We start from the raw sequence: 18,923 nt of genomic DNA, 5'->3' as shown, positions 1-18,923 counted from the left end.
GACATCGCTGAGGCAACATCTGCCGTTTGCGCCGGGCTAAACCTTCCCATCCTCGTGGGCATCTACCCAGTTCGCAGGCTCCGCATGTCGAAGGGGAAGGAAACGTGGGATTTGCATCGACCAGGCTCAGGGCGACGGCAGGCGTCGCGCTGCTTGGTACGCTCATCGGTTGCGCGACGCCCGGCGCGCGTGACGACTCCCGCCGGCAGGCCGTGGAGCATGGCCTCCGGCCCCGCGTGGAAGTGGCCGGCGAGCCGGCCATGCAGTGGAACGTCTACGAACGGATGCGGCGCTATCGCGTCCCGACCATGGCGGTCGCTGTCATCGAAGGTGGGCGCGTTGTCTGGTCCGCCACCTATGGGGTCGATGGGAGCGTTCGCCTTCCGGCGACGAACGAGCTCTTCCAGGCGGCCTCGCTGAGCAAAGGCGTGACCGGGAGTCTCGCCGCCATCCTGGCCGCGCGCGGAACGATCGACCTGGACGCCCCTGTGGACGCCTGCCTGGCTCCGCTGGCCCTGCCACCCGGCAAGCAGGACACAGAGCATCCCGTGACGCTGCGCAACCTTCTTCACCACACGTCGGGTGCGACGGTGAACGGTTTCGACGGTTATGCGCCCGGCGAGCCGGTGCCGACGCCGGAGCAGGTCGTACGTGGCGAAACACCGGCGAATTCGCCTGCCGTCGTGATCGACACGACGCCCGGGAGCGCGTATGCCTATTCGGGCGGCGGATACACGGTGGCCCAGATTGCCATGAGCCATTGCGCGGGCGCTTCGTTCGCCGACCTGATGCAACGTGATGTGCTCAAGCCGGCCGGCATGCGCGACAGCACCTTCGCTCAACCGTTGCCGGCATCGATACCTCATGCCTCAGGTCATGCCGCGGACGGCAAGCGGGTTCCCGGCGGTGCGAATACCTACCCCGAACTCGCCGCCGCGGGGCTATGGACCACGCCAGACGATCTCGCGCGCTGGTTGATCGGGGTACGCGATGCCGAGGAGGGGCGGCGTTCCTTCATGCCCAGCGACGCGGCCAGAACCATGCTCGCGCCGGGCATGAACAAGTACGGGCTGGGAGTATTCATCAGCGGAGACGGCGAACACCGCCGCTTCATGCACTCCGGGGGCAATCTCGGCTTCAAGAGCAGCTACGTCATGTTCCTGGCGAGTGGAAACGGCGTGGTCGTCTTGACCGATGGCGATAACGGGTCCTACCTGGGCGGTGAGGTCATCAAGGCCGTCGCTGCCGCCTATGGCTGGCCCGACTTCGCACCTCGGGTCGCGACACGGGTCACGCTCGATGAAAAGGCGATGGCCCGGTACATCGGGCACTACCGGTTCGAGGATGCCGACTCGCGGGGACATCTCGACCTGTCGCTGATTCGCGAGGGTACACGGTGGTTCCTGGATCTGCCGGATATCGGACGGGCCGACCTGGTGCCGACCTCCGCCTCGGCATTCGTCGCACCCGAGACGGGCTATGCCGTGACGGTCGACGGCGATGGGAGCTTGCACGTGGGATCACGCGTGGCGCGTAAGGTCCAGGACTAGCCGAGCAACTCGCCCAGCCGCACACGCAGGAAGTCCCTGAGCCGCTGCACGGCCGGCGTGAGCTGCGAGCGATGCGCACTGACCAGGTTCAGCGGCGCACGTTCACCGATACCCGGCATCAGGTCGACGAGCCGTCCTGCGGCGAGATCGGCGACGACATCGATGTGCGATTTGTAGACGATGCCATGACCGGCCAGGCCCCATCGGCGGGTGACCTCCGCATCGTCGCTGATGCGGTTTCCGGCGACCTTTACCGCGTGCGGCCCGCGCGGCAGGTCGAAGATCCAGCGGTCGTGTACCTGTTCCCCCCAGACGAAGCAGAGGCAGTTGTGCTCGCGCAGGTCGTCGGGCTGCCTGGGTGCCCCGTGGCGCGCGATGTAATCCGGCGAGGCGCACAGGACGCGGCGGTTGTCGGGCGCCAACGACTGCGCGACCAGTCCGGAATCGTCGAGCGTGCCATAGCGAATGGCCGCGTCGATGGGATGGCGGTGCAGGTCGGCGGCGCGGTCGCTGATCCGCAGTTGCAGTGAAACACCGGGATGATTGGCCTGAAAGGCGTCGAGCCACGGCAACAACACGTTGCGGCCCAGGTCGGACGGCACGGAGAGGCGAAGCGGCCCCGCGATTTCACCGCGGGCCTCGGCCAGCGCCTGGGTGCCACCGGCAAGGGACTGGAGCATCGCCCTGGCGTGGGGCAGGTAGCGCTCGCCGTCGTCCGAGAGTCGCATGCTGCGCGTCGAGCGCACGAACAATCGCGTGCCGAGCTCCCGCTCCAGTCGCTGGACGGCGTTGCTGGCCATGGCCGGCGTGCTGTCGAGCAGGCGGGCGGCTGCCGAAAAGCTGCCGGCATCGGCGGTATGCACGAAGATCTGCACATCGTCCAGTCGAATCATCGCGGCGCTTCGCTAGAGGTGTGCGCCTATGGTGCCTTTTTTTTCATCCTGACGCGCTGCAACGTGGCTGTTGCAAGGTCCGGTGTAAACTTCCGGGATGACCAGCTTCCGCGCGTCGTTGCTTGCCGTTTTCCTGCTTCCCGCCGCTGCCTGGGCGCAAGACCTGTCCCGGGATGCGCTCGCCACACGGATGGCGGCGCACGAGACACCGCTGCTTCTCGATGTGCGCACGCCCGCGCTGGGATACACCCACGTGCGACTGCTCGAAGGCAGTGCCGATGCCTGGCGTGCCGAAGGGCGGCCGCTCGTCCAAGAACATCCCTCACCCTGAGTCCCTCGTCATGAGTCCAACCACCCGTTCGGTCGCCTTGATCGGCGTCCCCACCGACATCGGTGCCGGTCACCGTGGCAGTTCCATGGGGCCGGAAGCCCTGCGTGTCGCCCGCCTGGGCGAGCGGCTCGCGAAGCGCGGCATGCACGTCGTGGATCGCGGCAATCTTTCCGGGCCGCTCAACCCCTGGCTACCGCCCACCGACGGCTATCGCCACCTCGAGGCGGTCGTCGCCTGGAACACGGCGGTGCACGAGGCCATCTACACCGAATTGAACGCCGGCCACCTGCCGGTGATGCTCGGCGGCGACCACTGCCTTGCGATCGGCTCGATCTCCGCCGTGTCGCGGCATTGCCGTGAGAACGGCAAGAAGCTCCGGGTGTTGTGGCTCGATGCTCATGCCGATTTCAACACCAGCCAGATCACGCCATCCGGAAACATCCACGGCATGCCGGTGGCGTGCCTGTGCGGTTACGGCCCCGATGCACTCACGCATATCGGCGGCACGGTGCCGGCGACCACGCCCGGCGTGTTCCGCCAGATCGGCATCCGCTCCGTGGACGAGGGTGAGAAGCGCTTTGTCCACGAGGTCGGGATCGACATCTACGACATGCGCTACATCGACGAGATCGGCATCAAGGCGGCCATGGAGGAGGCCCTGGCGGGAGTGGACGAGGACACGCACCTGCACATCAGCTTCGACGTGGACTTCCTGGACCCGTCGATCGCGCCGGGTGTGGGCACGACGGTGCGCGGCGGACCGAACTATCGCGAGGCCCAGCTGTGCATGGAGATGATCGCGGACACCGGCCGGGTCGGGTCGCTGGATATCGTGGAGTTGAACCCGGCGTTCGACAAGCGCAACCAGACGGCGAAGCTGGCGGTGGACCTGGTGGAGTCGTTGTTCGGGAAGTCGACGTTGATGCGGTGAGGGGCCAGGACTGGTGGATCGAGGGGCTTGGTGGCCTGAGGCGGCTCGTATCGCCGACAAGGTCGGCTCCCACCAGGCTTGGCCAGCCCTCCGGGCTTGGCCAGCCTCCAGGCAGGGCGGGACTGGTGGGAGCCGACCCTGTCGGCGATCCGCGCGTAGCGCGGCAACCTGCCGCACAGCCGGGTCGCCCCGGAACCGTCACGCGGGCTACACTCGAACGGTTACCGTCCGCCCAGGCTCCCAGGTCCCCCCATGCATACCCGCGTCCTCACCGGCATCACCACCACCGGCACGCCGCATCTCGGCAACTACGTCGGCGCCATCCGGCCGGCCGTCCTGGCCAGTCGCGATCCCGAGGTCGACGCGTTCTACTTCATGGCCGACTACCATGCCCTGATCAAGAGCGACGACCCGGATCGCGTCGAGGCCTCGCGGCTGAAGATCACCGCGACCTTCCTGGCCGCCGGCCTGGACCCGAACGTCGCCACGTTCTACCGGCAGTCGGACATCCCCGAAGTGCCCGAACTCATGTGGCTGCTCACCTGCGTGACATCCAAGGGCCTGCTCAATCGCGCGCATGCCTACAAGGCGGCCGTGGATCGCAACATCGAAGCGCAGGAAGACGCGGATGCCGGCGTCACCGCGGGCCTCTACATGTACCCGGTGCTGATGGCCGCCGACATCCTCGCCTTCAACGCGAACAAGGTGCCGGTGGGCCGCGACCAGATCCAGCATATCGAGATGGCCCGCGACATCGCCCAGCGTTTCAACCATACCTACGGACGCGAGTTCTTCGTGATGCCCGAGGCCTTGATCGAGGAACAGGTGGCGACGCTGCCCGGACTCGACGGCCGCAAGATGTCCAAGAGCTACGACAACACGATTCCATTGTTCGAAGGCGGCCCCAAGGGCCTGCGCGAGGCGATCATGAAGATCGTCACCGATTCGCGCGCGCCGGGCGAACCCAAGGACACCGACGACTCCGCCCTTTTCACCATCTTCCAGGCTTTCGCGTCGCCCGCGGAAACCACGGCGTTCGCCGATGCGCTGCACAACGGCATCGGTTGGGGGGAGGCGAAGCAGGTGCTGTTCGAGCGGATCGAGGCCGAGGTGGCACCGATGCGTGAGCGCTACGACGCGCTGATGGCTCGCCCGGACGATATGGAAGACATCCTCCTTGCCGGCGCGGCGAAGGCGCGTGCGATCGCCGCACCGCTGCTGGAGACCCTGCGCGATGCGGTGGGCCTGCGCAGCGCGCGGCACAAGCTGAAGTCCCCCGAGGAACCGGCGAACATGCCGGTCGAACAGAAAGCGAAACCGCCTCGTTTCGCCAGTTTCCGCGATACCGATGGCAGCTTCCGCTTCCGTCTGTTCGCCGCGGACGGTGAAGAACTGCTGCTGTCGGCACCGTTCTCCGATCCGAAGGCGGCGGGAATGCTGCGCCAGGCTCTTTCCACGATGGGTGGCGCCCACGCCATCATCGAGTCGCAGGGCGATCACGTTGCCTTGCTGGTGGACGGCAAGGTCGTGGCCAATGGTGCGTCTTACCCCGACGAAGTGGCACGCGCCGCGGGCGTGCTGCGTTTACGCACGGCATTGGACGCGTTGGCCGCCGCGACCGCCGAAGAGGCGGCAGCCAAGGCGAACGCCGCCCGGCAGGGCACCTGACCGCATGCGCTACCTCGCGATCATGCTTCTCGCGCCGTGGCTGGTCGTGCTGGGCTGGGCGTACTGGGCCTATCCGAAGTCGCTGCTGACGAACATGACGCGGCGCGGTTTCGACGTGCTGGCGCTGCTGGCCGCGACCGTCGCGGCGATCCAGGCCGCCGTGTCGGCTTTCGACGCCGTCGAGTTGCCCGCGGCAGATCAGTTCGGGCCCAAGAGCGGGGCGATCTGGCAGCAGGTGGTGCCGGCGCTGTATGGGTATGGCGCGTTCGTGGCCGTGTTGGTGGTCGCGCTGGTTATTCGCCAGGTGGTCTGGAAGAGGCGCGCTTCGTAGGGATCGCCGACAGGGTCGGCTCCCACCCACCGCCGGGGGCATCGGGCCGGTGGGTCAGTCCCATTTGTTCAGGTGCGTGCCGAACTCGTCGCCTTGTCTTGAGACGATGCAGAAGCGGTGTCCTGTCGGGGCTTCCATCACCCACCAGCGCTTCACGAAGCCGATACGTTTCGCGCCGAGGGCTTCCAGCCGCCGGGCTTCGGCTTCGAGGTCGTCCGTTTCGATATCCAGGTGCACGTGGCTGTGATGGTCCACGCGTTGCAACAGGATGCGCAGTTCGTCCTTTTCCGTCTTGAGCGCGGCGTATTTGCCGTCGCCGTCTTCGTCGGTGGTCTCGATCGGCTTGCCGAGGGCGCGGCTCCAGAACTCGGAGGCGGCGGCAAGGTCGCCGTCCTGGCAGTCGAGGACCAGGGTGCAAAGCCTGCTGTGATGCATGGTCGTGCCTCCGCGGGATGGGAGCCAGACGCTATCACGCGGGCACGGACATGGCGTGAGCCCGATGTCGAGGCGATGCTTACGGACCGCGCAGGCGCGCCGTCAGGCCTTTGAGGAAGTTACGCAGGAACTGGTCGCCGCAAAGGCGGAAGTTCGCATGTTTCGGCTGGCGGAAGAGGGCGTTGATCTCGCCCCGCGATACGCGGAATCCGGCATCGGTCATGGTGGCCAGGATGTCGTCTTCCTTGAGTTCGAAGGCGACGCGCAGCTTCTTCAGCACCACGTTGTTGTTGACGCGGGTTTCGACCGGTCGCGGCGGCTGGCTTTCGTCACGACCGCGGCGATGGATGATGAGGCCGTCGAGGAAGTGCGCCAGCGCGGCGTCAGGCATTTCCGCAAAGCCGGGCTCGTCTTCCTTGCGCAGCCAGGGTTCGACTTGCTCGCGGGTGGCGGGGAAGCCGCTGAGCTTCATGATCTCGACGACGTGGACGTCGCCGAGGTCGAGCATGTAGCGGATGCTACGGAGGGTGTCGTTGTTGAGCATGGTGCCAAGGGTACCATCGCGGTAGCGGCCATCGCCGCTGAAGCGGCTCCCACAGAAGGCATGAAGTGGGGAGCGCCTACTGGAAGCGGAACTGGTGGGAGCGGACCCTGTCCGCGATTCCTGCGGAGCGGTACCCCCGAATCGCGGACAGGGTCCGCTCCCACCAAGCTATTCCCACCGAAACGAACCAGGTTAGTTGGGCAACCCCAGGTCGTCGATCATGGCTTTCAGGAAGCGTGCGGCTTCCCCGCCCGTGGCGGCGCGGTGATCGAAGGTGAGCGACAGCGGCATGCGGCGATGTACCTCGATGCCGCCCATCACGGCGACCACGTCATGGCTGAGCTTGCCCGCACCGACGATCGCCACCGTCGGCGGCACGACCACCGGGGTGGCGTAGCGGCCGGCGAACATGCCGAAGTTCGACAGGCTGATCGTATAGCCGGAAAGCTCCGAGGCCGGGATGCTGCGGTCTTCCACCGAGCTGCGCAGGCGCTTGATCGCGGCACGGATGCCGGCCCCGTCGAGCACGTCGGCGTTGCGCAGCGCGGGCACGAACAGGCCGTCCTCGGTGTCCACGGCGATGCCGATGTCCACGTGCGGATGCAGGGTGCGGCTGAGGTTCTTGCCGTCGAACCAGGCATTGAGCGCGGGCACGGTCTTGCACGCCACCACGATGGCGCGGATGAGGCGCGCCGTGATGTCCTGCTTGCCGATCCAGGCGTGGAGGTCGGCATCGTCGACGATGGTGGTCGGGACGACGTTGGCGTGTGCCTCGGCCATCACGCGCGCCATGTTGCGGCGGACGCCCTTCAGCTGCTCCGGCTGGCCGATCGCTTCCTTGCCGGGGGGCGCGGTGCGGACGGCCTTGCCGGCGAGCGACACGGCGGTGCGCTGCTGCGGTGCCGGACCCGGCTCGGGCAGGGAGGGTGCGAGGTGCTGGGCCGCGGCCGGGCGGGCCGGGGCGGCACCCAGGGCGGCGCTGCCATTGGCGGCGGCGTTCTTCACGTCGCCCATGGTGATCACGCCGCCGGCGCCCGTGGGCTGCACGCGGGTGAGGTCGACCTTCAGCTTCTTCGCGGCGGCGCGCACGGCCGGCACCGCCTTCACGCCACCGGCGCTGCTCACCTGTTCGGTGTGCACGGCGTTGCCGCTGACCATGGCGCCGACGACGGTGCCTTCGTCCTCGCGATCGCCGCCGTTGCCGGAATCGATCTCGCCGCCGTCATCGGAAGCGACCACCTTGGAGGCATCGTCCGGGGCGGGGCTGCCCACGCCCTTCTTGGGGCCGTGATGATGGCCGGTGGATTCGGCCTCGGCACGCTGGCGCGCGTTCGGATCGATCTCGAAGTCGGCCAGCGAGGCACCCGTCTCGATGATGTCGCCCGGTGCGCCGTGCAGCTTCTTGACGGTGCCCGAGTACGGCGAAGGCACGTCGACGACGGCCTTGGCGGTTTCCATCGACACCAGCGGGGCGTCGAGCTTGATCGTGTCGCCTTCCTTGACGTGCCATTCCACGACGGTCGCGTCGGGAAGGCCTTCGCCGAGGTCCGGCAGGAAAAAGGTCTTGATATCGGCCATTTCTATCGGTTCCTCAGGAGGCGGCCAGCGTGCGCTGGGCGGCTTCGACGATGCGTTCCACGCTGGGCAGGTACTTCATTTCCAGGCGGAACAGCGGGATGTGGGTATCGAAACCGGTGACGCGTTCCACCGGTGCGAGCAGGCTGTAGAGGCATTCCTCGGCGAGACGGGCGGCGATCTCCGCGCCGAAGCCGGCGGTCTTCGGGGCTTCGTGCACGATCACGCAGCGACCGGTCTTGGTCACCGATTCGGCGATGGTGTCGAAGTCGAGCGGCGTGAGCGTGGCGACGTCGATCACCTCGGCGCTGATGCCCTTCTGGGCCAGTTCGTCGGCGGCTTCGAGGCATTCCTTCACCTGTGCGCCCCAGGTCACCAGGGTCACGTCGGTACCGTCACGCAGCACGAAGCAGACATCGAGCGGCAGCGCTTCGCCGTCGTCGGGCACTTCTTCCTTGTACTGGCGATAGATGCGCTTGGGCTCGAAGAAGATCACCGGGTCCGGATCGCGGATGGCGGCGAGCAGCAGGCCGTAGGCACGGGCCGGCGACGACGGCATCACCACCCGCAGGCCCGGGATGTTCGTGAACAGGTGCTCGTTCGCTTCCGAATGATGTTCCGGCGCGCGGATGCCGCCGCCCCAGGGGGCGCGCCACACCGCCGGAACGGTCATGCGGCCGCGGGTGCGGTTGCGCATGCGCGCGGCGTGGCAGGCGATGTGTTCCATCATCGGATAGATGAAGCCTTCGAACTGGGCTTCGGCCACCGGCTTCATGCCCTGCGCGGCCAGGCCGACGGTGAGGCCGGCGATGGTGCCTTCGTCCAGCGGCGTGTCGATGACGCGCATCTCGCCGAATTGTTCCTGCAGGCCCTGCGTGGCGCGGAACACGCCACCGTTGACGCCGACGTCCTCGCCGAGCACCACGATGCTGTCGTCGTTGCGCATCTCATAGGCGAGCGCCTGGGTCACCGCTTCGATAAGAGTGATTTGTGCCATGGGACGGAATTCCTTACGACTTGCGATCGAGGGAAGCGACGAGCTCGCGCTGTGCTTCGAGGTCGGCCGGGAGCTCGGCGTACAGGTAGTCGAACATCGCCGTCGCCGGCTGGTTCTTCGTTTCCAGGTACGCGTTCACTTCGTTGTCCATCCAGTCGTCGCACTCGGCCTTCCAGGCCTCTTCCTTCGCGTCGTCCCACTTGCCCTTGCCTTCGAGCCACTTGCGCAGGCGCGGCACCGGGTCGCGTGCCCAGGCGTCCTTCACTTCCTGCTCGCCGCGATAGCGGCGGGCGTCGTCGGCCGTGGTGTGGTCGCCAAGACGGTAGGTGACCGCTTCGATCACCGAGGCGCCCTGGCCGGAGCGGGCGCGCTCCAGCGCGATCTCCATGGCGGCGCGCACGGCGATGATGTCGTTGCCGTCCACCTGGATGCACGGCAGGCCGGCGGCGATGCCCTTCTGCGCGAGCGTGCCGGCACCGGTCTGGATGCGACGGGGCACCGAGATCGCCCACTGGTTGTTCACGATCACGGCCACCAGCGGCAGCTGCTGCGCGCCGGCGACATTGATGGCGCCGTAGAAGTCGCCCTTGGACGAGCCGCCGTCGCCGATCGTGCAGACGGCGACCCGCGGTTCCTTGCGAATCTTGAAGGCGAGCGCCGAACCGGCGGCATGCAGGCACTGCGTACCGATGGGAACGCACCAGGCGAAGTCGTGGGCGGGGGCATCGGCGTAGTCGTTGCCGCGCTCGTCGCCGCCCCAGTAGGTGTAGACCTCGCGCGGCTTCACGCCGCGGTACAACTGGGCGCCGTACTCGCGATAGGACACCGCCAGGGAGTCTTCGCGGCGCATCGCGCTGCCGATGCCGACATGCGCGGCCTCGTGGCCCAGGCACGAGGCATAGGTGCCGAGCTTGCCGGTACGCTGCAACGCGATCGACTTGGCGTCGAACACGCGGGTGGAAACCATGAGCTTGTAGAGCTCGACCATGTGGTCGAGATCCTTGGTGAATGCGGGGAGTTCCTTACCGGTTTCCTTGCCGTCCTGGTCAAGGTATTGCAGGTATTCGATTTCGAACTTGGCGGCGATGGACACGACTCGCTCCCAGGGGAAGGTTAGAAACGACACGCACGAGTGGGGAAGCGGCCAGGCCCATCCAGCGGGGCGCGACACGGCTTTTGGGTTCTTGCGAGCCGGACTAGATATCAGGGGTATTATGGCGCGGCAAGGCACGGCGCAGCATGGATTTCCCCGCCTGAGGCCACGAATGGCGTCATGGCGCGGGTTTGGCGGCTGTCAACCCCTCATTGTGAATTCGTCCCCATGGCCAATCCCAGGCGCGACCTCGAACCCGGAATCCGCACCGACCTCGACGGAAGCCTCACCTATTCGGAATACCTGAAGCTCGACCAGGTGCTCTCCGCCCAGCATCCGCGCAGCCAGCCGGCGCATCACGACGAGATGCTGTTCATCGTGCAGCACCAGACCTCGGAGTTGTGGCTGAAGCTGATGATCCACGAGCTGGACGCCGCGCTCGAACGCCTGCGCGCCGACGACGTGGACGGCACGCTGAAGATCCTTGCGCGGGTCAAGCAGATTCAACGCCAGCTCTACGAACAGTGGGGGGTGCTGGAAACACTGACACCGGCGGAGTACCTGCAGTTCCGCGATGTGCTCGGGCCCTCGTCGGGTTTCCAGTCGCTGCAATACCGCATGGTGGAGTTCCTGCTCGGAAACAAGCACGCCGACATGCTGCGCGTGTTCGAACACGACCCGGTGGCACACGAACGCCTGCGCGCGGTATTCGAGGCGCCCGGGCTCTACGACGAATTCCTGCGTTACCTCGCGCGCCGCGGCCATCCGGTGCCCGTGGAACTGCTGCAGCGCGACCTGACCCAGCCCTGGCGGAGCCAGCCCGCGCTGCTGCCCGTGTTCAAGCGGATCTACGAAGACACCGCCAACCACTGGCCTGAGTACCATCTCAGCGAGGAACTGGTGGATATCGAGGAATCCTTCCAGCTCTGGCGGTTCCGCCACATGAAGACCGTGGAGCGCATCATCGGCTTCCGGCCCGGTACCGGCGGTTCCTCCGGCGTGGCCTTCCTGCGCAAGGCGCTGGAGCAGAGTTTCTTCCCGGAATTGATCGAAGTGCGCACGATCCTGGGGACCTGAAAACCCGGCGGATTTGACGCATGGGGCCGAGCCAGCTAAACACCCTGCACGAATCTTCCACAGGGAAAGCCATGACACCGACCGCCCCAGCCGCCGCCCGGCCCGTGCCCGACTACCCGCAGACCCTCGGTCACCCGCGTCCCCTGTGGATGCTGTTCATGACCGAATTCTGGGAGCGCTTCGCCTTCTACGGCATGCGCTGGGCCCTCACGCTGTACATCGTCGCCGAGTTCTTCCACGGCGATCAGGCGGGGCAGGGCTATGCCAGCCGGACGTATGGCGCCTATCTCGCGCTGGTCTACGCCTCGGCGATCTTCGGTGGCTGGGTGGCCGACCGCATCCTCGGGTACCAGCGCTCCATCCTCGTGGGCGCGGTGGTGATGGGCACCGGCCTGTTCATGGTGATGGTGCCGAACCAGCAGGTGTTCCTCGCCGGCCTGGCCACCGTGATCGTCGGCAATGGCCTGTTCAAGCCGAACATCTCCTCGCTGGTGGGGCAGATCTATCCGGTCGGCGACGACCGCCGCGATCGTGGCTTCACGATCTTCTACATGGGCATCAACCTGGGCGGTTTCCTCGCCCCCCTGGTCACGGGCTGGCTCGCTTCCGTGCTGACGGATACGCCGCTGCAGGACAACTACAAGGCCGTGTTCGCCGCCACCGGCGTGGGCATGGTGATCTGCTTCATCTGGTTCCTCGTCGGCAAGCACCAGCTCAAGGGCGTGGGCGTTCCGCCGCCAGAGCGCCACGAAGGGAAGAACCTGGTCGCGGTGATCGTCGGCATCCTCGTCGCCATCCCCCTCGTCTACCTGTTGATGGCCAAGGCCGGCGCGATCTTCATCGCCTGGCTGCTCGGCGCCCTGTTCATCGGGGTGGCGGTGATGCTGGTGATCGAGGCGGTGCGCCACGACCGCATCCAGATCCACCGCGTGATCGCGATGCTGTTGCTGTTTACCTTCAACGTGCTGTTCTGGATGTTCTTCGAGCAGGCGGGCAGCTCGTTCAACTTCCTCGCCCAGAACATCGTCGACCGGCAGATGTTCGGCTGGGAGTTCCCCACCGGATGGTTCCAGTCGGTGAACTCGGCCGCGATCCTGGTCTTCGCGCCGATCGTCGCGCTGGCCTGGGGTTGGTTGGCACGCCTGCGCAAGGAACCGTCGATCCCGCGCAAGTTCGGCCTGGGCCTCATCTTCAACGCGCTGGGCTTCTTCGTGCTGATGTATGCGTTGAAGAGCCTCGTGGGCGGCAACGGCCTCATTCCGTTCTGGCCGCTGGCGGCATGCTATGTGCTGCAGACCATCGGCGAGCTGTGCCTGTCGCCGATCGGCCTGTCGATGGTGACCAAGCTGGCGCCGATCCGCGTGGTCGGCCTGGCCATGGGCGGCTGGTTCCTCTCCACCGCCATCGGCAACAACCTGTCGGGCCTGCTGGCGGGGCATATCAGCGGCGAGACGGGCATGACCGTGTCCTCGGCGCTGTCCGGCTTCAGCTTCAGCTTCGAACTGCTGATCGGCGCGGGCATCGTGCTGCTCCTGATCGCGCCGCTGATCAACCGGCTGATGCACGGGGTGAAGTGACGCATCGCCGACAGGGTCGGCTCCCACCCGGCTCGGTAACGCCTCGCTCAGGGGTACCGCGCTTGGTGGGAGCCGACCCTGTCGGCGATAGCCAGTTCCCGTAAGAACCGGCCCCCATGAGAGCCTTGTGGGAGCCGCTTCAGCGGCGAAGGGCGCCTCAGGGTGCCAGCAACTTGTCCAGTATCCGGTTGAGCTGAGCCCGCTCTTCCTCGTCGAGCTTCGCCAGCAATTCCCGTTCGTGCGCCCTCGCCATGGGCGCCACCTCGTCATGAATGGCCCAGCCGGCCTCGGACAGTTTCAACACCGAGCGGCGCTTGTCGCCGTCATGCGTGCTGCGGTCCACCCGGCCGGCCTCTACCAGGCGGGCCACCGCCCGGCTCACCGCCACCTTGTCCATCGCCGTGCGTTCGGCGACCTCGCGGGCCGAGAGTTCCGCGAAGCGGCCCAGGACCGCCATCACGCGCCATTCCGTCATGCTGAGTTCGAATCGGTCCTGGTATTCCGCCGCGATGGACTGGCTGACCGTATTCGACAGGATCGAAAGCCGGTAAGGCAGGAAGCGCTCCAGCTCCAACGGGGCATGTGCGGGGACGGTTTCGAATGTCATGCTGCGCTGGTCCTTGCAAATGGTTACAAGTGAAACTATAAAGTGCCGGTATACGGCCAAAGCCGTGCCCGTCGCAGGAGTATCGCCCAATGAGCGCCCAGCCCAACACCGGTATGGAAGTCACCACCTTCGAAAACCCGCAGGGTGTCGATGGCTTCGAGTTCGTGGAATTCGCCGCGCCGGATCCGGCGCTGCTGCATACGCTGTTTCCGAGGCTCGGCTTCACGCCGGTCGCGAAGCACAAGACGAAGAAAGTCACCCTCTACCGCCAGGGCGACTGCAACTTCCTCGTGAATGAGGAGCCGGATTCCTTCGCCGCGGATTTCGTCGCCAAACACGGTCCGTCCGCGTGCGGGTTCGCCATTCGATTCAACCGTCCGGCCACCGACGTGCAGGCCACGGCGCTGTCCAATGGCGCCACGACGATCGGCTTCAAGCCAGAGACGCTGGCCCTGCAGGTACCGACCATCGAAGGCATCGGTGGTGCCGCGCTGTACCTGGTGGATACCTATGGCGCCAAGGGCGAGGTGTACGACGCCGAGTTCGAATGGCTGCCGGGCGTCGATCGTCATCCGAAGGGTTTCGGTCTCACCTTCATCGACCACCTGACGCACAACCTCCATTTCGGCAACATGGAGAAGTGGTCGGAGTACTACGAGCGACTGTTCAACTTCCGCGAGATCCGCTACTTCGACATCAAGGGTGCGAAGACCGGCCTGGTGTCGAAGGCGATGACCGCGCCGGACGGCCTCGTTCGTATTCCGTTGAACGAGTCCTCGGACGAGAAGTCGCAGATCAACGAATACCTGCGCGAGTACAACGGCGAAGGCATCCAGCACATCGCGCTGTTCACCGATAACATCTACGAATCGGTCGAGGCGATGCGCGCGCAGAACGTGGCCTTCCTCGACACGCCCGAGACGTACTACGAAGTGATCGACGTGCGCGTGCCGGACCACGGCGAAGACGTGGTCCGGCTGCAGGAGAACAAGCTGCTGATCGACGCCGACGACGAGACCAAGAAGAAGTTGCTGTTGCAGATCTTCACCCAGAACACCATCGGGCCGATCTTCTTCGAGATCATCCAGCGTAAGGGCAACGAAGGCTTCGGCAACGGTAATTTCAAGGCGCTGTTCGAGTCGATCGAGCGCGACCAGATGCGCCGCGGCGTGCTCTGACGCCGGGGCCGGCCGTCATCGCACAAGGACCACCACGATGAGCCACACCGACGATATCCGCGGCTACCAGACCGGCTTCGGCAACGAGTTCGCCACCGAAGCCGTGGACGGAGTGTTGCCCTCGGGCCAGAACTCGCCCCAGCGCGTGGCCAGGGGGCTGTATGCCGAGCAACTCTCGGGTAGCGCCTTCACCGCCCCGCGCCACCGCAACCGGCGCAGCTGGCTTTATCGCATCCGCCCGGCGGCGCAGCACTCCCCGTTCACCGCGTGCGCCCACGGCACGTTCCACAACCGTTTCGACGAGGCGCCAGCCACGCCGAACCAGCTGCGCTGGGATCCTCTGGCGATGCCGGGGCAGGCCACGGATTTCTTCGATGGCCTGGTCACGATGGGTGGCAACGGCGGTGCGGCGGAACAGGCCGGCATCGGCATCCACCTGTATTGCGCCAATCGGTCCATGGCGGGCCGTTACTTCTACGATGCGGATGGCGAACTGTTGATCGTGCCGCAGCAGGGCCGGTTGCGCATTCGCACGGAACTCGGCGTGCTCGACGTGGAGCCGCTGGAGATCGCGGTGGTGCCGCGTGGCATTCGTTTCCTCGTCGAACTGCCCGATGGCGAAGCACGTGGCTATGTGGCGGAGAATTTCGGCGCGCCACTGCATCTGCCGGACCTGGGCCCGATCGGCGCGAATGGCCTTGCCCACCCGCGCGACTTCCTCACGCCCGTGGCGGCCTTCGAAGATATCGACGGCGATTTCGAACTCGTCGCCAAGTTCCAGGGGACCTTGTGGACGGCCTCCATCGGCCACTCGCCGCTGGACGTGGTCGCATGGCACGGCAACTATGCCCCTTACAAGTACGACCTGCGGCGTTTCAATACGATCGGCTCGATCGCGGTGGACCACCCGGACCCTTCCATCTTCACGGTGCTCACCTCGTCCAGCGACACGCCGGGCGTGGCGAACATGGACTTCGTGATCTTTCCGCCGCGCTGGCTGGTGGCCGAACACACGTTCCGGCCACCGTACTTCCACCGCAACGTGGCCAGCGAGTTCATGGGGCTGATCGACGGCGCATACGACGCCAAGGCCGGCGGTTTCGTGCCGGGTGGGGCGAGCCTGCACAACTGTATGAGCGGGCACGGCCCCGACGCGGCGAGTTTCGAGAAGGCCTCGGCCGCCGACACCTCGCGTCCGGACCACATCATTGGCACCATGGCCTTCATGTTCGAGACGCGCAAGGTCATCCGTCCCAGCCGGCAAGCCCTCGAGTCGACGGCGCTGCAAGGCGATTATTACGAATGCTGGCGTGGATTGAAGAAGCACTTCGATCCATCGGCCACCTGATCGGTAAGGAAAAGCATGAAACTCGCTTCGCTGAAGGAAGGCGGCCGCGACGGCACGCTCGTCGTGGTCGATCGGTCCCTCACCCGTGCCGTGAAGGCCGCGGGCATCGCACCGACGCTGCAAGCGGCACTGGACGATTGGCACGCGGTGGCTCCCCGCCTCAATGCCCTTTCGGAAGCGTTGAACGCCGGCAAGGTGGAGGGCGCGTTCGACCTGGACATCGCGAAGCTCGCCGCGCCCTTGCCGCGTGCCTATGAATTCGTCGACGGCAGCGCCTACCTCCCGCACGTGGAGCGCGTGCGCAAGGCGCGTGGGGCCGAGGTGCCGGAATCGTTCTACACCGATCCGCTGATGTACCAGGCGACGAGCGCCGGATTCCTCGGCCCACGTGACCCGGTGGTCGTATCGAGCGAAGCGTTCGGTATCGATCTCGAAGCCGAGGTGCTGGTGGTGACCGACGACGTGCCGATGGGCGTGACCCCGGCGCAGGCCGCCGGGCATATCCAGCTCGTAGGCCTGGTCAACGATGTGTCGCTGCGCGGGCTGATTCCCGCCGAGCTGGCGAAGGGGTTCGGCTTCCTCCAGTCGAAGCCGCGTTCGGCGCTGTCCCCGGTGTTCGTCACGCCCGACGAACTGGGCGAGGCGTGGCGGGACGAGAAGCTGCACCTGCCGATGCGCACGTGGATCAATGGCGCGTGGTTCGGCGAAGCCGAGTGCGGCGTGGATATGCAGTTCGATTTTGCCCAGCTCGTGGCGCATGTGGCGAAGACGCGTCCCCTGACCGCGGGCACGCTGGTGGGATCGGGCACGATCGCCAACCAGGACACGTCCAAGGGGGCGTCCTGCCTTGCCGAGCAGCGGACCGTGGAAACCCTTCGCGACGGCAAGGCCAGCACGCCCTTCCTGTCGTTCGGCGACACGGTGCGGATCGACGTCACCGACGAGCATGGCGTGTCCATCTTCGGCTCGATCGAACAGGCGATCGTCAAGGCGTAGCGGCCTCCATCGCTTCGCGTATGGCCGCCACCTTCAGGAGCACGTCGGCCTCCAGCCGGGTATCCAGCGATATCCGGGCCTCGATCGTGCGATTCAGGTGCGCCAGTGGCGGCAGCGGAGACCCGTGCATCACGTACTCGACGCGGGTCCAAAGCGCGGCCTCATAGAGGTGCCCATCGGACAGCTCCAGCTCCGCAAGCCGGTGCATCGCGTGACGACGTCCCCGGTTCGCCGCCGCGGTGAGCATGTGGCGAGCCCGGAACGTGTCGCGCGCCAGCACGTTCCCCTTTCGTGACGGCCCCTGGTAGTAGAGCGTTCCCGCCAGTTCCTGGCTTGCCGCGTTCCCTGCGAGTGCGGAGCAGAGCAGGCGGTCGGCGAGCTTCCTGCGTCGTTCAATGGGCATCGACGGGGTCAACAGGCCCTCACCCACGATGTCCGTCGTCGACGGCCGCGTGGCGGTGCAATCGGCCGCGGCGACTGGCGGCGCGAACCACAACAGGCAGCCGGCCAGGATGAATCCTTGGTGCATCGGTCATTCTCCATGCAAAAAAAGGGGCCCGCATCGCTGCGGGCCCCCCGTGGCCGTACCTATTCGATTGTGGCGGCGCTTACTTCGCGGCCATCAAGGCCTTGGCCATGTCGAGCATGCGGTTCGAGAAGCCCCATTCGTTGTCGTACCACGAGAGGACCTTGACCAGGGTGCCTTCCATCACGCGCGTCTGCGTCGCGTCGTAGATCGACGAGTGCGGGTTGTGGTTGAAGTCGATCGAGACCAGCGGCTGCGTATTGACCGAGAGGATGCCCTTCAGCGAACCGTTCGCGGCTTCGTTGATGGCGGCGTCGATCTCTTCCTTGGTCGTGGCGCGCGCGGCGGTGAAGGTGAGGTCGACCACCGAGACGTTGATCGTCGGCACGCGCATGGCGAAGCCGTCGAGCTTGCCGTTGAGTTCCGGCAGCACCAGGCCCACCGCGGCGGCGGCGCCGGTCTTGGTCGGGATCTGGCTGTGCGTGGCGCTACGGGCGCGGCGCAGGTCCGAGTGGTAGACGTCGGTCAGGACCTGGTCGTTCGTATAGGCGTGGATGGTGGTCATCAGGCCGTGAACGATGCCGATCTTTTGATGCAGCACCTTGGCCAGTGGGGCAAGGCAGTTCGTCGTGCACGAAGCGTTCGAGATGACTTCGAGCTTCGAGGTCAGCTTGTCGTCGTTCACGCCCATGACGAACGTGCCGTCCACGTCCTTGTCGCCCGGGGCGGAGATGATGACCTTCTTCGCACCACCGGCGATGTGCGCGCCGGCCTTGGCCTTGGAGGTGAAGAAGCCGGTGGATTCCATCACCACGTCGACGCCGTGCTCGCCCCAGGGCAGCTTCGACGGATCGCGCTCGGCGAACACCTTGATCCGGTCGCCGTTGACGATCAGGTCACCGCCGTCGACCGACACGTCGCCCGGGAAGCGGCCGTGGGCCGTGTCGTACTGGGTGAGGTGGGCATTGGTCTCGGCGTTACCGAGGTCGTTGATCGCGACGATCTGGATGTCCTGGCCGTTCTTCTTCGCTTCGTAGAGCGAGCGCAGGATGTTGCGACCGATGCGACCGTAACCGTTGATGGCGACCTTGATGGTCATGTGCTGCCTCCGGGATGGGATGTGCTAACGAAGTAGGGGCGGGTGGTGTAAACCTCCATGGTAACGGAAGGCCCCCTGGCCCTGCTTGCTGCATCGCCGCGATTTGTCATCCGGACCTCAGCCCGGCTGTGGCACACTTGCCCGTTCGCCCGCCCGGAAACGTTTGC

The 18,923-nt window shown here is 66.0% G+C and carries 19 protein-coding genes; 10 read left to right on the top strand and 9 right to left on the bottom strand.

Annotation, left to right across the window (positions count from 1 at the left end; translation table 11 throughout):
* Window positions 1-104 precede the first annotated feature (104 nt).
* Window positions 105-1,550, top strand: a complete 1,446-nt coding sequence (locus tag ACR9Y6_RS11530; protein ID WP_481281405.1) for a serine hydrolase domain-containing protein — start codon at window positions 105-107, stop codon at window positions 1,548-1,550.
* Here the strand turns inward: ACR9Y6_RS11530 and ACR9Y6_RS11525 are convergent.
* Complete coding sequence (locus ACR9Y6_RS11525; RefSeq protein WP_481281404.1) at window positions 1,547-2,443, bottom strand: LysR family transcriptional regulator; 897 nt, start codon at window positions 2,441-2,443, stop codon at window positions 1,547-1,549. The two genes, ACR9Y6_RS11530 and ACR9Y6_RS11525, sit on opposite strands and share 4 nt — an antisense overlap.
* 97 nt (window positions 2,444-2,540) lie before the next feature.
* On the opposite strand from ACR9Y6_RS11525, the gene ACR9Y6_RS11520 reads away from it, so the two are divergent.
* The 4 genes from ACR9Y6_RS11520 (at window position 2,541) to ACR9Y6_RS11505 (ending at window position 5,704) form a co-directional block, all read left to right on the top strand.
* The gene (locus ACR9Y6_RS11520; RefSeq protein WP_481281403.1) at window positions 2,541-2,774 is read left to right on the top strand and encodes a hypothetical protein; all 234 of its coding nucleotides are present in this window, start codon (window positions 2,541-2,543) and stop codon (window positions 2,772-2,774) included.
* Between the two features lie 10 nt (window positions 2,775-2,784).
* Window positions 2,785-3,705, top strand: a complete 921-nt coding sequence (rocF, locus tag ACR9Y6_RS11515; protein WP_481281402.1) for an arginase — start codon at window positions 2,785-2,787, stop codon at window positions 3,703-3,705.
* Window positions 3,706-3,957: 252 nt separating this feature from the next.
* Window positions 3,958-5,373, top strand: coding sequence for a tryptophan--tRNA ligase (locus tag ACR9Y6_RS11510; protein ID WP_481281401.1), 1,416 nt, complete (start codon window positions 3,958-3,960; stop codon window positions 5,371-5,373).
* Between the two features lie 4 nt (window positions 5,374-5,377).
* Window positions 5,378-5,704 (top strand): hypothetical protein, encoded by a 327-nt coding sequence (locus ACR9Y6_RS11505; RefSeq protein WP_481281400.1) that lies wholly within the window; start codon window positions 5,378-5,380, stop codon window positions 5,702-5,704.
* 54 nt (window positions 5,705-5,758) lie between these two features.
* Here ACR9Y6_RS11505 and ACR9Y6_RS11500 read toward each other — a convergent pair whose 3' ends face one another.
* The 5 genes from ACR9Y6_RS11500 to pdhA all read right to left on the bottom strand — a co-directional run bounded on the left by ACR9Y6_RS11500 (window position 5,759) and on the right by pdhA (window position 10,348).
* Window positions 5,759-6,139 carry a VOC family protein gene (locus ACR9Y6_RS11500; RefSeq protein WP_481281399.1) on the bottom strand — a complete coding sequence of 127 codons (381 nt, stop codon included), beginning with the start codon at window positions 6,137-6,139 and terminating at the stop codon, window positions 5,759-5,761.
* 79 nt (window positions 6,140-6,218) lie between these two features.
* Window positions 6,219-6,683 carry a YehS family protein gene (locus tag ACR9Y6_RS11495; RefSeq protein ID WP_481281398.1) on the bottom strand — a complete coding sequence of 155 codons (465 nt, stop codon included), beginning with the start codon at window positions 6,681-6,683 and terminating at the stop codon, window positions 6,219-6,221.
* A gap of 192 nt (window positions 6,684-6,875) precedes the next feature.
* Window positions 6,876-8,261, bottom strand: coding sequence for a dihydrolipoamide acetyltransferase family protein (locus tag ACR9Y6_RS11490; protein WP_481281397.1), 1,386 nt, complete (start codon window positions 8,259-8,261; stop codon window positions 6,876-6,878).
* Window positions 8,262-8,274: 13 nt separating this feature from the next.
* Entirely contained in the window at window positions 8,275-9,255 is a 981-nt protein-coding gene (locus tag ACR9Y6_RS11485; RefSeq protein WP_481281396.1) for an alpha-ketoacid dehydrogenase subunit beta, read from the bottom strand.
* Window positions 9,256-9,268: 13 nt separating this feature from the next.
* Complete coding sequence (pdhA, locus tag ACR9Y6_RS11480) at window positions 9,269-10,348, bottom strand: pyruvate dehydrogenase (acetyl-transferring) E1 component subunit alpha (protein ID WP_481281395.1); 1,080 nt, start codon at window positions 10,346-10,348, stop codon at window positions 9,269-9,271.
* Window positions 10,349-10,576: 228 nt separating this feature from the next.
* Between pdhA and ACR9Y6_RS11475 the strand changes: the two genes are divergently transcribed.
* Both ACR9Y6_RS11475 and ACR9Y6_RS11470 read left to right on the top strand, forming a co-directional pair.
* A complete protein-coding gene (locus ACR9Y6_RS11475; RefSeq protein ID WP_481281394.1) occupies window positions 10,577-11,425 on the top strand; it encodes a tryptophan 2,3-dioxygenase in 849 nt (282 codons plus the stop codon).
* A 71-nt stretch (window positions 11,426-11,496) separates the two neighbouring features.
* Window positions 11,497-13,002, top strand: coding sequence for a peptide MFS transporter (locus tag ACR9Y6_RS11470; RefSeq protein WP_481281393.1), 1,506 nt, complete (start codon window positions 11,497-11,499; stop codon window positions 13,000-13,002).
* Between the two features lie 157 nt (window positions 13,003-13,159).
* Here ACR9Y6_RS11470 and ACR9Y6_RS11465 read toward each other — a convergent pair whose 3' ends face one another.
* On the bottom strand, window positions 13,160-13,609 hold the full coding sequence (locus ACR9Y6_RS11465) for a MarR family winged helix-turn-helix transcriptional regulator (protein ID WP_481281392.1): 450 nt from the start codon (window positions 13,607-13,609) through the stop codon (window positions 13,160-13,162).
* Between the two features lie 89 nt (window positions 13,610-13,698).
* Here ACR9Y6_RS11465 and hppD point away from each other — a divergent pair, with 89 nt between their 5' ends.
* The 3 genes from hppD to ACR9Y6_RS11450 are packed head-to-tail and all read left to right on the top strand — an operon-like array spanning window position 13,699 to window position 17,131.
* Window positions 13,699-14,787, top strand: a complete 1,089-nt coding sequence (hppD, locus tag ACR9Y6_RS11460; protein ID WP_481281391.1) for a 4-hydroxyphenylpyruvate dioxygenase — start codon at window positions 13,699-13,701, stop codon at window positions 14,785-14,787.
* Window positions 14,788-14,824: 37 nt separating this feature from the next.
* The gene (hmgA, locus tag ACR9Y6_RS11455; protein ID WP_481281390.1) at window positions 14,825-16,135 is read left to right on the top strand and encodes a homogentisate 1,2-dioxygenase; all 1,311 of its coding nucleotides are present in this window, start codon (window positions 14,825-14,827) and stop codon (window positions 16,133-16,135) included.
* 15 nt (window positions 16,136-16,150) lie between these two features.
* Window positions 16,151-17,131, top strand: a complete 981-nt coding sequence (locus ACR9Y6_RS11450; protein WP_481281389.1) for a fumarylacetoacetate hydrolase family protein — start codon at window positions 16,151-16,153, stop codon at window positions 17,129-17,131.
* Here ACR9Y6_RS11450 and ACR9Y6_RS11445 read toward each other — a convergent pair.
* Window positions 17,121-17,660 (bottom strand): hypothetical protein, encoded by a 540-nt coding sequence (locus ACR9Y6_RS11445; protein WP_481281388.1) that lies wholly within the window; start codon window positions 17,658-17,660, stop codon window positions 17,121-17,123. The two genes, ACR9Y6_RS11450 and ACR9Y6_RS11445, sit on opposite strands and share 11 nt — an antisense overlap.
* A gap of 79 nt (window positions 17,661-17,739) precedes the next feature.
* On the bottom strand, window positions 17,740-18,756 hold the full coding sequence (gap, locus tag ACR9Y6_RS11440; protein ID WP_481281387.1) for a type I glyceraldehyde-3-phosphate dehydrogenase: 1,017 nt from the start codon (window positions 18,754-18,756) through the stop codon (window positions 17,740-17,742).
* Window positions 18,757-18,923 lie beyond the last annotated feature (167 nt).

This window comes from Luteibacter sp. TLI7-4A, assembly GCF_056754745.1.
Note: the sequence above shows the minus strand (reverse complement) of the source record. Positions and strands in the feature narration are given on the sequence as shown.

Excerpts from the sequence above, each read along its gene's own strand:
- ACR9Y6_RS11525 (WP_481281404.1), bottom strand. The coding sequence starts at position 2,443 with ATGATTCGACTGGACGATGTGCAGATCTTCGTGCATACCGCCGATGCC.
- ACR9Y6_RS11520 (WP_481281403.1), top strand. The coding sequence starts at position 2,541 with ATGACCAGCTTCCGCGCGTCGTTGCTTGCCGTTTTCCTGCTTCCCGCC.
- rocF (WP_481281402.1), top strand. The coding sequence starts at position 2,785 with ATGAGTCCAACCACCCGTTCGGTCGCCTTGATCGGCGTCCCCACCGAC.
- ACR9Y6_RS11510 (WP_481281401.1), top strand. The coding sequence starts at position 3,958 with ATGCATACCCGCGTCCTCACCGGCATCACCACCACCGGCACGCCGCAT.
- ACR9Y6_RS11505 (WP_481281400.1), top strand. The coding sequence starts at position 5,378 with ATGCGCTACCTCGCGATCATGCTTCTCGCGCCGTGGCTGGTCGTGCTG.
- ACR9Y6_RS11500 (WP_481281399.1), bottom strand. The coding sequence starts at position 6,139 with ATGCATCACAGCAGGCTTTGCACCCTGGTCCTCGACTGCCAGGACGGC.
- ACR9Y6_RS11495 (WP_481281398.1), bottom strand. The coding sequence starts at position 6,683 with ATGCTCAACAACGACACCCTCCGTAGCATCCGCTACATGCTCGACCTC.
- ACR9Y6_RS11490 (WP_481281397.1), bottom strand. The coding sequence starts at position 8,261 with ATGGCCGATATCAAGACCTTTTTCCTGCCGGACCTCGGCGAAGGCCTT.
- ACR9Y6_RS11485 (WP_481281396.1), bottom strand. The coding sequence starts at position 9,255 with ATGGCACAAATCACTCTTATCGAAGCGGTGACCCAGGCGCTCGCCTAT.
- ACR9Y6_RS11475 (WP_481281394.1), top strand. The coding sequence starts at position 10,577 with ATGGCCAATCCCAGGCGCGACCTCGAACCCGGAATCCGCACCGACCTC.
- ACR9Y6_RS11470 (WP_481281393.1), top strand. The coding sequence starts at position 11,497 with ATGACACCGACCGCCCCAGCCGCCGCCCGGCCCGTGCCCGACTACCCG.
- ACR9Y6_RS11465 (WP_481281392.1), bottom strand. The coding sequence starts at position 13,609 with ATGACATTCGAAACCGTCCCCGCACATGCCCCGTTGGAGCTGGAGCGC.
- hppD (WP_481281391.1), top strand. The coding sequence starts at position 13,699 with ATGAGCGCCCAGCCCAACACCGGTATGGAAGTCACCACCTTCGAAAAC.
- hmgA (WP_481281390.1), top strand. The coding sequence starts at position 14,825 with ATGAGCCACACCGACGATATCCGCGGCTACCAGACCGGCTTCGGCAAC.
- ACR9Y6_RS11450 (WP_481281389.1), top strand. The coding sequence starts at position 16,151 with ATGAAACTCGCTTCGCTGAAGGAAGGCGGCCGCGACGGCACGCTCGTC.
- ACR9Y6_RS11445 (WP_481281388.1), bottom strand. The coding sequence starts at position 17,660 with ATGCACCAAGGATTCATCCTGGCCGGCTGCCTGTTGTGGTTCGCGCCG.
- gap (WP_481281387.1), bottom strand. The coding sequence starts at position 18,756 with ATGACCATCAAGGTCGCCATCAACGGTTACGGTCGCATCGGTCGCAAC.